Source organism: Enterococcus songbeiensis (assembly GCF_005405265.1).
GTDB classification, from domain to species: Bacteria; Bacillota; Bacilli; order Lactobacillales; family Enterococcaceae; genus Enterococcus_C; species Enterococcus_C songbeiensis.
Genome location: NZ_BJDS01000003.1, coordinates 80,756 through 93,652, shown reverse-complemented (window position 1 = coordinate 93,652; position 12,897 = coordinate 80,756). Strand labels below are relative to the sequence as shown.

Here is a 12,897-nt window from a genome sequence, read left to right as displayed (position 1 = left end):
ACAAGGAGTGGCGCAATGTCTGAACAGATTAAACAAACAATTGAATTTATCCGAGAAGCGGGAGTCAAAGAAGTAGACTTTGGCTTGATTTTAGGCTCGGGTTTAGGTGAATTAGCTGATGAAATCACCGATCCAATCAAAATTCCTTACCAAGAAATCCCACATTTTCCTGTCTCAACAGTCGTGGGACATGCCGGACAATTGGTTTATGGTGAACTAGCAGGGAAAAAAGTTTTAGCTATGCAAGGACGTTTCCATTATTATGAAGGTCACTCGATGCAAACAGTTACTTATCCGGTTCGCGTGATGGCAGCGCTGGGCGCACACTCATTGGTAGTAACCAATGCCAGTGGCGGTGTAAATGAAACCTTCACACCGGGAGATTTGATGCTGATTACCGATCAAATTAATTTCACCGGAAATAATCCGTTGATCGGCAGTAATGACGAAAAAATCGGCCCTCGTTTTCCTGATATGAGTCAAGCATATACGCTGACTTACCGGGAAACAGCAAAAAAAGTTGCTGAAAAACGCCAACTACATCTTCGCGAAGGTGTGTATATGGGCTTTTCTGGACCAACTTATGAAACTCCGGCAGAGGTTCGTTTTGCCCGAATCGCAGGAGCAGATGCGGTTGGGATGTCTACTGTTCCGGAAGTTATTGTTGCGGTCCACAGTGGACTAAAAGTTCTTGGGATTTCTTGCATTACCAATTTAGCTGCCGGTATGCAGGCAAGTTTGAATCATGAAGAAGTTGTGGAAACAACCACTCGTGTGAAGGCAGAATTCAAAGCGTTGATCAAAGAAACTTTGGCGGCATTGTAGAAGGGAGATTTTTATGAGCGTTCATATTGAAGCAAAAGCAGGCGAGATTGCCGATAAAATATTATTACCAGGGGATCCATTGCGGGCGAAATATATTGCTGAAACATTTTTGGAAGATCCGATTTGTTACAACAATGTCCGGGGGATGTTGGGATATACCGGTGTTTATAAAGGAGAGCGCATCTCGGTTCAAGGAACAGGGATGGGTATGCCTTCAGCAAGTATCTACGCGCAAGAGCTGATCACTTCTTATGGGGTGAAAAAATTGATTCGTGTCGGTACTTGCGGTGCAATTTCAAAAGATGTCCACGTTCGGGATTTGGTCATTGGACAAGCAGCAGCAACGAGTTCTTCCATGGTTGCCAAAAACTTTTCTAGTTTCCATTACCCCCCTATTGCTGATTTTAATTTGCTGTTAAAAGCATACGAAATCTCAAAAGAAAAAGGCTATACGACACATGTAGGAAATCTTTTGTCTGAAGATACGTTCTACAAAGATGATATGACGGAAACCTTGCAACTGGCAGAATTGGGTGTCATGGGAGTGGAAATGGAAGCCGCAGCTTTGTATTACCTAGGATCAAAATTCCATGTACAAACGTTGGCAATTTGCACCGTCAGTGATCATATTGTGACCGGCGAAGCAACATCTGCGGAAGAACGTCAAACCACCTTTAATGAAATGATCGAAGTTGGATTGGAAACAGCAATTGGGTAACAACGAAAGGAACATACGAGAGAAAGCCGGAATCCTGATTCCGGCTTTTTTTGTAAGCACGATTTTTGCCGGAGACCTTACAGAGCACGTATACTTAAAATAGATAACGCTTTCATTGGTGTCAAGAAAACGGAGGTGTAAACTATGGCGATGATTCAGACGCAACAGCTGACAAAAATGTATGGGAAACAGCGGGGGATTTTAGATATCACCTTATCCGTGGAGAAAGGCGAGATTTTTGGTTTTATTGGTCCAAATGGTGCAGGAAAATCTACAACGATCCGGTTGCTGTTGGCGATGCTTTTTCCTACCAGTGGTACGGCAATGATTGACGGTAAAGATTGTTTTACACAAAGTCGTGAGGTAAAACAGTTGATAGGGTACACACCGGCAACGGTCAATTATTATAAACAGATGACGGCGGAAGAACTATTGCGGTATTCGGCAAAATTTTATCGGAAAGACTGCGCCAATAAAATGATGGTATTGGCTGAAAGGCTGAATTTGGATCTAACAAGAAAAATCAAAACCTTATCTAGCGGCAACAAGAAAAAAGTCGGAATTATTCAAGCATTGCAGCATGAACCCAATGTTTTGATTTTTGATGAACCCACCAGTGGGCTGGATCCTTTTATCCAAAATCAATTTTTTGATTTGTTGGCAGAGGAGAAGAAAAAAGGGGTAACGATCTTGTTTTCCTCACATGTGATGAGCGAAGTGGAACGGATTTGTGATCGAGTGGCGATTATTCAAAATGGTCAGTTGTTGAAAGTCGAGAGGATGGAACAATTGACAAGGAGTCGATTTAAACGAATCTACGTGAGGTACCAGGAATTACCGGATTTTTCTGATTTGAAAAAAAGTGACTTCCAACAAACAAAAAATTCAGCGACTTTTTTATATGAAGGAGAACTACCGTTTCTTTTAGCAACAATCAATCAACCCGGACTGCTTGATTTAAAGATTACGGAGCCGTCTCTTGAAGAAGTTGTCATGCAGTATTATGAAGGGCGGGAGGAAAAATGACACTTTTTGTTCAGGAATTGAAACAAAATTATTTTTCAACGCTGATTTGGCTGGTTTTGCTGATTGTTTGTAACATCTTGCTGTTGACCAGTTTTCAGGCAACGGCGGAGCTGGCGCAATCAACAGAGGCATTTTTGGCGCAGTACCCGCAAGAGTTTATCCAAGCACTGCATTTAGATGTATTGGAGATGACAGATGTGCTGCATTTTTATGCCAGTCGGGCTCAATTACTGACTGCTATTTTAGGGAGTGCTTTTGCAGGAATCTTGGGAGCTACCATGCTTACGAAAGAGGAAAGTGAGCAGACAAGCGAATTTTTGTTGGCTAAACCTATCAGTAGAGGAAATATTCTGATGGGAAAATTTGCCAGTGTCGTTGTGTTAGTCACGCTATTCAACGGGATATTTGCACTCAGTAATTTTGTATTACTACGTCTATTTCAGCTTACGGATTTTAGAATGGACAGCTTTCTTTGGCTGACACTGGGCACTTGGTTGCTACACCTTTTCTTTGCTTGTATCGGTTTTTTTATCTCTGGGTTTACGATTTCAATCAAAACGAGTCTTTCCCTTGTTCTAGGGAGCATTCTGGTTTTATATGTCATTAGCCTGATTCCAGCGTTACAAGAAAAGTTGGCGTTTTTCCACTTTTTGACACCCTTCAGCTATTTTAATACCAAGGATTTGGTGGTCGAAAGAAAAATCCAAGGGGCGTATTTGCTGCTATTTCTTATGGGGTGTACACTATTTCTGGGAATCACGTGGTATCATTATCGCCATAAAGACATCAACAGCTAAAAAAAACATTCATCGCTGTGGGAGGCAAGACAAAAGTCTTACATTCCGCCAGCAGACGAATGTTTTTTAGTTACTTCTTATAAGTAATATTTTTTGATAACGGTCAGATCATCATTCAATTCATAAACAAGCGGTTTGCCTGTTGGAATTTCAAGATCCATGATATCTTCATCAGAAATGCCTTCGATATGTTTTGCTAAAGCACGTAAAGAGTTACCGTGAGCAGCAACTAAGACAGTTTTGTCGTCTTTCAAAGCAGGAGCGATTTGGTCTTGCCAGAATGGTAAGGCACGTTCCAAAGTTACTTTCAAGTTTTCCCCACCAGGTACATCGCGAGGGTCCAACATTGCGTAACGACGATCTTGAGCTGCAGAACCTTCATCTTCTGCATCCATCAATGGAGGCAAAACATCATAGGAACGACGCCAGATATGAACTTGTTCGTCACCGTATTTTTCAGCGGTTTCTTTTTTGTTCAAGCCTTGCAATTTTCCATAATGACGTTCGTTTAAGCGCCATGATTTGATTTGAGGTACCCATAATTGATCAGAATATTCTAAAAGCAAGTTACATGTTTTGATGGCACGAGTTAAAACAGAAGTAAACGCAACATCGAATTCGATGCCGGCTTCTTTGATTTTACGTCCGCCTTCGATGGCTTCTTCGACACCTTCTGGAGCCAAGTCAACATCAGCCCAGCCAGTAAATTGGTTCAATTTGTTCCATTCACTTAATCCATGACGAGAAAAAACTAATTTTGGCATGAAAAAACTCTCCTTTATCTCTCTAGTTTCTGAAATTTTCAATTTCTTGTTTATTGTACAATGTTTTCGGGGAGATTTCCATTGAAAACAGAAAAAAAGCGGATTTCTCACAGGATAGTGAGGGAAATCCGCTGCTTATTTAGTCGACGATTTTCAAAACTTCTTCGTCCGGTAAATTGATGTACTTGTAGCAAGTACCGACAGAAACGCCGCATTTTGCAGAAATGTATTGAATCGTTTCTTTCTTTTCATAATAAAGCCGACGAATTTTTCTAACGGTTTTTGGATCAATCTTTGGTCGTCCGCCGATTTTTCCTTTTTTACGGGCATTATCCAAACCGACAAGGGTCCGTTCTTTGATTAACGCACATTCCATGTTGGCTAAACCGTCCATCAATCGGAAATAGATCATTCCCATCGGTTCGCGGGTATCGATACCTTCATTGATACTTACCAAGTGGATGCCGCGTTCTTGAAACTGCCGGGTCAAGTCAGTTAATTGCCGGGTGGAACGTCCAAGACGATGCAAATCTGAAACCACCAAAGTATCCCCAGTAGTTAATTGGGAGATAACCGTATCTAAATCACAGTGGAGATCATCGGTTTCATTTTTTTCAAAGGTATCCAGAAAAATTTCGTCACAGCCGTAATTTGATAAAATATCGGTTTGTGTATCTGTTACAGCATCATTGATTGTTGTTCTTACGTAGCCAATAAGTTTCATTATCTGTCCCCTCTTACCTTTTTTCAATTAAGAAGAATGTAGCATAATTTCAGCCAAAAAGGTACCCTTTTAGCGCAAAAAAATCTATTTTTTTTGTTTATTATGACTAAAATAACCGGTTTATCTTTTTTCTAAAAAAGAAATCATGGACGGTAAAGGAGTTTCGGCCCATCTTCGTTCCCAACAATAACCGTGTCCACCATATCCAAAAATAGTCCGTGTTCCACGACGCCTACCATTTTTTCCAATTCTGCGGCCAAAGCATGGGGAGCACTGATTTTTTCTAGATGCAGATCAATGATGTAATTATTGCTGTCAGTGCGCAAGTATTCACTATCTGAATTCATTCGCATGACCGGATGGTAGCCTTTTTCTTCAAAAATCCGCATGATTTGTTGGCTGCCGTAAGGAATTACTTCTACGGGTAGGGGAAAAGCCCCTAAATCAGTAACCATTTTTGAACGATCCACGATCCAAATCACTTTGCTGGAATAGGTAGCAACGATTTTTTCAAACAATAAAGCTGCACCTCCGCCTTTGATTCCTTGGAAATCCTGACTGATTTCATCAGCACCGTCGATCGTCAAATCGACATGGGAAACCTCGTCGATAGTTTTTAAGGGAATTCCCAATTTCTGTGCGTGGATCTTGGTTGCGTTGGAGGTAGTCACTCCGGTGATGGATAAGCCTTCTTCTTTTACCAAACGCCCAACTTCTTCTACCATATAATATGCTGTGGAGCCGGTGCCCAATCCGACGATTATGCCGTCTTCAATCTGTCGTGCCGCTTCGATCCCTACCATTTTTTTCAAATTCATCGTTTTCCCGCCTTTTTTCAGAGTCGCTTCTATTCTAATGGTAATCATCAAAAAAAAACAGTGGCTAAATGCAGAAAACCAGAAAAAAGTTTGCCAAAAGAAAACCAGAAAAATAAGGAAAGTCAGTTGACACCTTGATTTAATCATGATATTCTATCAAAGGTGCTTTGTATACAGGTTCCGATTTTGGGACGTGCTGACTGTGAGAAAAGTACAACTGATAATAGATGCAGCGATTGCATTATTTTTTATCGCAAAAAAAGGACCACCTGGATGTGTGGGACTAGACTAGCGAATCAAGGAAGGAGGAAAACTAGGGATGCCTACAATTAACCAATTAGTACGTAAACCTCGTAAATCCAAGGTTGAAAAATCAAATTCACCTGCATTGAACAAAGGATATAACAGCTTCAAGAAGACTCAAACAAACGTGAACTCACCTCAAAAACGTGGGGTAGCTACACGTGTGGGTACTATGACGCCTAAAAAACCGAACTCCGCTTTACGTAAATATGCGCGTGTTCGTTTGTCTAACTTGATTGAAGTAACAGCTTATATCCCAGGTATTGGCCACAACTTGCAAGAACATAGTGTTGTCTTGTTACGTGGTGGACGTGTGAAAGACTTACCAGGGGTACGTTATCATATCGTTCGTGGTGCATTAGATACTGCCGGCGTGAATGATCGTAAACAATCTCGTTCAAAATATGGTACGAAGAGACCTAAAGCTTAATTCGCTTCAAAAAATTATTCAAATGAAACTATTTTATAGAAGAAATATTTCGGAAGGAGGAGTTACGGATGCCTCGTAAAGGTCCTGTTGCAAAACGTGATGTTTTACCAGATCCTATTTATAACTCAAAATTAGTAACTCGCTTAATCAACCGCGTAATGGTTGACGGAAAACGTGGGATTGCTTCAAACATTATCTATAATGCATTTGGCATTATCAAAGAATCTACAGGTAACGATCCATTGGAAGTTTTCGAACAAGCAATGAAAAACGTTATGCCTGTTTTAGAAGTTAAAGCTCGTCGTGTTGGGGGTTCAAACTATCAAGTTCCCGTTGAAGTTCGCCCTGAACGTCGTACGACTTTAGGTCTTCGTTGGGTGGTTAACTACGCACGTCTGCGTGGCGAACACACAATGGAAGAACGTCTTGCAAAAGAAATCATGGATGCTGCCAATAACACTGGTGCTTCTGTGAAAAAACGCGAAGATACACACAAAATGGCAGAAGCCAACCGTGCATTTGCTCATTATCGCTGGTAAGATCCTCTCTGCGTGGGACATTTTTGTCAGCAGAAGGCAAGCAATACTCTAGGTACCTTATAAAAAGAGAGGAGACAAAAGGAGCATGACCAGAGAATTTTCTCTTCATAACACTCGTAATATCGGTATCATGGCCCACATCGATGCTGGTAAAACGACTGCAACAGAACGTATCTTGTACTATACTGGTAAAATCCATAAAATTGGTGAAACTCATGAAGGAGCTTCACAAATGGACTGGATGGAACAAGAACAAGAACGTGGAATCACGATCACATCCGCTGCGACTACGGCACAATGGAAAGGTCATCGAATCAACATCATCGATACCCCAGGACACGTAGACTTCACAGTTGAAGTAGAACGTTCATTACGCGTACTTGATGGTGCGGTTACCGTTCTTGATGCACAATCTGGTGTTGAACCTCAAACAGAAACTGTTTGGCGTCAAGCAACAACTTACGGCGTTCCTCGTATCGTATTTGCCAATAAAATGGACAAAATCGGTGCAGATTTCTTATATTCTGTATCAACGTTACATGACCGTCTACAAGCCAATGCGCATCCAATCCAAATTCCGATCGGTGCAGAAGACGACTTCACAGGAATCATTGATTTAGTGAAGATGAAAGCTGAAATGTACACCAACGATCTTGGTACAGAAATCGAAGAAACTGAGATTCCTGAAGAATACCGTGAATTGGCTGAAGAATGGCGTGAAAAATTAGTTGAAGCAGTTGCTGAAACTGATGAAGAATTAACAATGAAATATTTGGAAGGTGAAGAAATCACCGAAGCCGAACTTAAAGAAGGTATCCGTCGTGCGACGACTGCCGTAGAATTCTACCCAGTTCTTTGTGGTTCAGCCTTCAAAAATAAAGGGGTTCAATTATTATTGGATGCCGTTATTGATTACTTGCCATCTCCATTAGATATCCCTGCAATCAAAGGGATCAATCCTAAAACTGACGAAGAAGTTGAACGTCCAGCCGACGACAGCGCACCTTTCTCAGCTTTAGCATTTAAAGTAATGACAGACCCATTCGTTGGTCGTTTGACATTCTTCCGTGTGTACTCTGGTGTTCTAGAATCCGGTTCTTACATCCGTAACGCAACGAAAGACAAACGCGAACGTGTTGGTCGTATCCTGCAAATGCATGCTAACTCTCGTTCTGAAATCTCTGAAGTATATGCTGGAGATATCGCAGCGGCAGTTGGTTTGAAAGATACAACAACTGGGGACACCCTTTGTGATGAAAAGGATCAAGTTATCCTTGAATCAATGGAATTCCCAGAACCAGTTATCCAAGTTGCTATTGAACCAAAATCAAAAGCTGACCAAGATAAAATGGGTATCGCTTTGCAAAAACTTTCTGAAGAAGATCCAACTTTCCGTGCCGAAACAAACCCTGAAACTGGCGAAACAATCATTGCCGGAATGGGTGAACTTCACTTGGATATCATCGTTGACCGTATGCGTCGCGAATTCAAAGTTGAAGCGAACGTTGGTGCACCACAAGTTTCTTACCGTGAAACATTCCGTTCTTCAACGGATGCAGAAGGTAAGTTCGTACGCCAATCTGGTGGTAAAGGTCAATACGGTCACGTATGGATCGAATTTACGCCAAATGAAGAAGGCGCTGGATTTGAATTTGAAAATGCCATCGTCGGTGGGGTCGTTCCTCGTGAATACATCCCTGCTGTTGAAGCTGGTTTGAAAGATTCTATGGAAAACGGTGTTCTTGCCGGTTATCCTATGGTTGATATCAAAGCAAAACTTCATGATGGTTCTTACCATGATGTCGATTCAAGTGAAACAGCTTTCCGTGTTGCTGCTTCGATGGCGTTGAGAGCCGCTGCGAAAAAAGCAAACCCTGTGATCCTTGAACCAATCATGTCTGTAGAAATCGTTGCCCCTGAAGATTACTTAGGTGATGTAATGGGACACGTAACCGCACGTCGTGGCCGAGTTGAAGGTATGGAAGCTCGCGGTAATACGCAAGTTGTCCGTGCGATGGTTCCTCTGGCTGAAATGTTTGGTTATGCAACGACACTGCGTTCTGCAACACAAGGTCGTGGCGTATTTACAATGACTTTCGACCACTACGAAGATGTACCGAAATCTGTTCAAGAAGAAATCATTAAGAAAAACGGCGGAAAAGCTGAATAGTTTGAAAGCTTAGATTTTCTTAAAAGAACTGTATTTTTTGAAAAGTTTCGTGTACAATAATTAACGAATGATAAGGGCGAGCAATCGGCAACGGTTGCTTACCTATCAGAAAAAAACAAAAATGTATTTATTAGGAGGAACATTTTAAAATGGCAAAAGAAAAATTTGACCGTTCTAAACCCCATGTAAACATCGGAACTATCGGACACGTTGACCATGGTAAAACTACTCTTACAGCTGCTATCACAACTGTACTATCTAAAAAAGGTTTGGCTCAAGCTTCAGCTTACGATCAAATCGATGGCGCTCCAGAAGAACGCGAACGCGGAATCACTATTTCAACAGCTCACGTTGAATATGAAACAGAAAACCGTCACTATGCTCACGTTGACTGCCCAGGACACGCGGACTACGTTAAGAACATGATCACTGGTGCTGCTCAAATGGACGGAGCTATCTTAGTAGTTTCTGCTGCTGATGGCCCTATGCCTCAAACACGTGAACACATCCTATTGTCACGTAACGTTGGCGTTCCTTACATTGTTGTTTTCTTAAACAAAATGGATATGGTTGACGACGAAGAATTATTAGAATTAGTTGAAATGGAAGTTCGCGACCTATTGACTGAATATGGTTTCCCAGGAGATGACACTCCAGTTATCGCTGGTTCAGCATTGAAAGCTTTAGAAGGCGACCCTTCATACGAAGAAAAAATCTTAGAATTGATGGCTGCAGTTGACGAATATATCCCAACTCCAGAACGCGATCATGACAAACCATTCATGATGCCAATCGAAGATGTATTCTCAATCACTGGTCGTGGTACCGTTGCTACAGGTCGTGTTGAACGTGGACAAGTTCGCGTTGGGGACGAAGTAGAAATCGTTGGTATCGCTGAAGAAACAGCAAAAACAACTGTTACTGGTGTTGAAATGTTCCGTAAATTGTTAGACTACGCAGAAGCTGGGGATAACATCGGCGCATTGCTACGTGGGGTTGCTCGTGAAGACATCCAACGTGGACAAGTATTGTCTAAACCAGGAACAATCACTCCACATACAAAATTTACAGCGGAAGTTTATGTTTTAACTAAAGAAGAAGGCGGACGTCATACTCCTTTCTTCACTAACTACCGCCCACAATTCTACTTCCGTACAACAGACGTAACTGGTGTTGTTGATCTGCCAGAAGGAACTGAAATGGTTATGCCTGGCGATAACGTAACAATGGAAGTTGAATTAATCCACCCAATCGCTATCGAAGACGGAACTCGTTTCTCAATTCGTGAAGGCGGACGTACTGTTGGTTCAGGCGTTGTATCTTCAATCTTAAGCTAATCTCAGATTATATTAAGAAAATTAAAAAGCAAAATCCCTTGCGGATTTTGCTTTTTTTTTTCATTTCTTCTTTTTCCATTCTTGAGAAATTTTTTGCAGGCGGGCAGTAAAAATCTTTAGTTGGGCTTCGTTCATTCGGGTATAATTGATCCGCATCGATAGGCTGTCGTCGCTAAAAAGAAAAGACGGCGCCACCAGCAGTTTTTCGTCAAGAAATTTTTGCCAAGAAGAACGGGTGAGGTTCTTGTGCTTCCAGGTTAGCCAATAATACAAGCCGCCGTGGATCGGCTGATAGCGCCAGTCCTCGGAAAGTTGTTGCATACTGTGATAAAAAAGCTGACTACGGTGCTGCAATTCTTTCAGCAGGAACTGGTGTTGTTGCTGATAATCCGGTGCACGCAAAGCGGTGTTTGCCAATAATTGTGAAAAAATAGTGGTATCGGCATCGATGCGCTGTTTGGCATCTGCTAAGTTTGCAATAAGCGGAGCTGGTGCTGACAGCCAGCCAATTTTGATGGAAGCACCAAAAATTTTGGATAAGGAACCAAGGTAAATGACTTGTTGGGGAGCAAGTTTTTTTAATTTTGGCAACTGTTCATCAAAAGCCAATTCACTGAAAACATCATCTTCGACAATCGGCAGCGAATACTTTTGGCAAAGTGCCAAAACCTCTTGTCGTCGCTTTAAGGACATACTGCCACCAGTGGGGTTCTGAAAACTGGGATTTAAATAAAGCAACTTTATTTTTTTTGCCAAAATTTGTTTTTCCAAAACTTCTGGACGAATGCCCTCACTATCACAAGGAATCCCTTCTACGCGAATTCCTAAAAATTGAAAAAGCGGCAAAGAAAACAAAAAAGAGGGTTCCTCTGTTGCGATACGATCGCCTGCTTGCAGTAAGGTCTGCAATAACAGCATGATTCCTTGTGTCGAGCCGGAGGTAATCAAAAGTTCCTGTCCTTTCAAGTCAAGGGAAAAATTTTCCTGCAGATTTTTTTTAATGTATTCTTTTAGTGGAGGATAGCCGGTGGTGGTGAGAATGGCTTCCTCGCCAATCACTTGCTCCCAAGTAATTGCAGGAAATTGAAAATCCGGAATCAATTCCGTTGGTAAATCTCCGGTGAAAACATCCAACACATCCGGAGTATTTTTTAGCAAATTAAGTCCTTCAATAAAAGGATCAGGTTTAATGGAATGCGTCAATAATTTGCGCCATTGCTGGATTGGCTGTTGACGACTTCCCCAACGCCCTGCTGCGACTTCAGTTCCACTTCCTTGACGACGAGTGATCCAGCCTAAGCTGACCAGTTCTTCTAATGCGTGATTGACTGTTGAACGATTGACCTGATACAGTTCTGCTAATTTGCGTTCCGGCGGCAGTTTATCACCAGCAGTCAAAGTACCGTTTTGGATATACTCGATAATTTGATTGATGATCTGCTGAAATAAGGGCAATTTTTCTTTTTTGTCTAAAAGCCACATAGAATCCTTCCTTTCAAAATTAATTGGTTGGTTTGAAAATAAACCAATTGGTCGTTTTCGTCAAGAAAAAGTTTCGCTATACTACTCTAAAGAAGAAAAAATCCGAAATTTTATGGGGATTTTGAATTTAAGGAGTGTTGTGCAATGAAAAAAGTATTAACGATTGCTGGGTCTGACTCAACAGGTGGCGCTGGTCTGCAAGCTGATTTAAAAACGTTTGAAGAATATGGGGTCTTCGGTTTCTCAAGTATTACTTCCATCGTGACGATGGACCCGGAAGCTGGCTGGTCCCATGAAGTGACAGAATTGCCGGCGGACTTGCTAAAAAAACAACTGATATCTGTTTTTGCTGGTGGAGCAGTCGATGCTTTGAAAACCGGAATGATGGGAAATGAAGAAAACATTCAAACTGCCAGTGAATTTATCCAACCGTATGAAGTTGCGAATATCGTGATTGATCCGGTAATTGCCTGCAAAGGAACCGCTGAAATTTTACAGCCTGAAAGTGTGGAGGCGATTAAAAAATATCTTTTGCCTCAAGCGTTGGTAACGACGCCGAATTTAGTGGAAGCCGGAATCTTGTCAGAAATGGGAGATTTGACCTCGGTGGAAGAGATGAAACAAGCGGCGAAAAAAATCCATCAATTGGGAGCGAAAAATGTCGTAGTCAAAGGCGGACATCGTTTAGGAACGGAAAAAGCCATCGATGTGCTGTTTGATGGACTTCATTTTCACGTATTGGAAAATGAATTGTACGCCACTGATTTTAATCATGGAGCTGGTTGCACATTTGCAGCGGCAATCACAGCTGGGTTAGCCAAAGGATTCTCTGTTGAAAAAGCAGTCACGACTGCCAAAGCCTTTGTTGCCAAAGGAATCCAAGAAGGTGTGCGGGTAAATCCTTATGTTGGTCACGTTTGGCACGGAGCATACAATCACGCAGAAAAAAGAATGGAGGCGTAAA

General features: G+C 41.7%; 13 protein-coding genes. 9 read left to right on the top strand and 4 right to left on the bottom strand.

All coding sequences use genetic code 11. The annotated features are described in order from the left end of the window. Positions 1-15 precede the first annotated feature (15 nt). From FFM66_RS02345 to FFM66_RS02330, 4 genes are all read left to right on the top strand, one after another. Positions 16-825, top strand: coding sequence for a purine-nucleoside phosphorylase (locus tag FFM66_RS02345; protein WP_137604915.1), 810 nt, complete (start codon positions 16-18; stop codon positions 823-825). Positions 826-838: 13 nt separating this feature from the next. Further along, positions 839-1,543 carry a purine-nucleoside phosphorylase gene (gene deoD, locus FFM66_RS02340; protein WP_137604914.1) on the top strand — a complete coding sequence of 235 codons (705 nt, stop codon included), beginning with the start codon at positions 839-841 and terminating at the stop codon, positions 1,541-1,543. Between the two features lie 144 nt (positions 1,544-1,687). Then, a complete protein-coding gene (locus tag FFM66_RS02335; protein WP_137604913.1) occupies positions 1,688-2,569 on the top strand; it encodes an ABC transporter ATP-binding protein in 882 nt (293 codons plus the stop codon). Continuing rightward, positions 2,566-3,366 (top strand): ABC transporter permease subunit, encoded by an 801-nt coding sequence (locus FFM66_RS02330; RefSeq protein WP_137604912.1) that lies wholly within the window; start codon positions 2,566-2,568, stop codon positions 3,364-3,366. The genes FFM66_RS02335 and FFM66_RS02330 overlap by 4 nt, the downstream gene beginning before the upstream one ends. A gap of 77 nt (positions 3,367-3,443) precedes the next feature. Here the strand turns inward: FFM66_RS02330 and gpmA are convergent, their stop codons facing one another. The 3 genes from gpmA to rpiA all read right to left on the bottom strand — a co-directional run bounded on the left by gpmA (position 3,444) and on the right by rpiA (position 5,672). Continuing rightward, the gene (gpmA, locus tag FFM66_RS02325) at positions 3,444-4,130 is read right to left on the bottom strand and encodes a 2,3-diphosphoglycerate-dependent phosphoglycerate mutase (RefSeq protein WP_048603301.1); all 687 of its coding nucleotides are present in this window, start codon (positions 4,128-4,130) and stop codon (positions 3,444-3,446) included. Between the two features lie 139 nt (positions 4,131-4,269). Beyond that, positions 4,270-4,854, bottom strand: a complete 585-nt coding sequence (locus tag FFM66_RS02320) for a recombinase family protein (RefSeq protein ID WP_048603302.1) — start codon at positions 4,852-4,854, stop codon at positions 4,270-4,272. 143 nt (positions 4,855-4,997) lie between these two features. After that, entirely contained in the window at positions 4,998-5,672 is a 675-nt protein-coding gene (rpiA, locus tag FFM66_RS02315; protein ID WP_137604911.1) for a ribose-5-phosphate isomerase RpiA, read from the bottom strand. 319 nt (positions 5,673-5,991) lie between these two features. Here rpiA and rpsL point away from each other — a divergent pair, with 319 nt between their 5' ends. From rpsL to tuf, 4 genes are all read left to right on the top strand, one after another. Continuing rightward, the gene (gene rpsL, locus FFM66_RS02310; RefSeq protein ID WP_010734475.1) at positions 5,992-6,405 is read left to right on the top strand and encodes a 30S ribosomal protein S12; all 414 of its coding nucleotides are present in this window, start codon (positions 5,992-5,994) and stop codon (positions 6,403-6,405) included. A gap of 68 nt (positions 6,406-6,473) precedes the next feature. Further along, the gene (gene rpsG, locus FFM66_RS02305) at positions 6,474-6,944 is read left to right on the top strand and encodes a 30S ribosomal protein S7 (protein WP_048603304.1); all 471 of its coding nucleotides are present in this window, start codon (positions 6,474-6,476) and stop codon (positions 6,942-6,944) included. Between the two features lie 85 nt (positions 6,945-7,029). Then, on the top strand, positions 7,030-9,114 hold the full coding sequence (gene fusA, locus FFM66_RS02300; RefSeq protein WP_048603305.1) for an elongation factor G: 2,085 nt from the start codon (positions 7,030-7,032) through the stop codon (positions 9,112-9,114). Between the two features lie 149 nt (positions 9,115-9,263). Beyond that, positions 9,264-10,451, top strand: coding sequence for an elongation factor Tu (gene tuf / locus FFM66_RS02295; protein ID WP_048603306.1), 1,188 nt, complete (start codon positions 9,264-9,266; stop codon positions 10,449-10,451). A 60-nt stretch (positions 10,452-10,511) separates the two neighbouring features. Here the strand turns inward: tuf and FFM66_RS02290 are convergent, their stop codons facing one another. Then, positions 10,512-11,933 (bottom strand): aminotransferase-like domain-containing protein, encoded by a 1,422-nt coding sequence (locus tag FFM66_RS02290; protein ID WP_137604910.1) that lies wholly within the window; start codon positions 11,931-11,933, stop codon positions 10,512-10,514. A 144-nt stretch (positions 11,934-12,077) separates the two neighbouring features. Here FFM66_RS02290 and thiD point away from each other — a divergent pair, with 144 nt between their 5' ends. Next, the gene (gene thiD, locus FFM66_RS02285) at positions 12,078-12,896 is read left to right on the top strand and encodes a bifunctional hydroxymethylpyrimidine kinase/phosphomethylpyrimidine kinase (protein ID WP_137604909.1); all 819 of its coding nucleotides are present in this window, start codon (positions 12,078-12,080) and stop codon (positions 12,894-12,896) included. The last annotated feature ends 1 nt before the right edge of the window (position 12,897 follow it).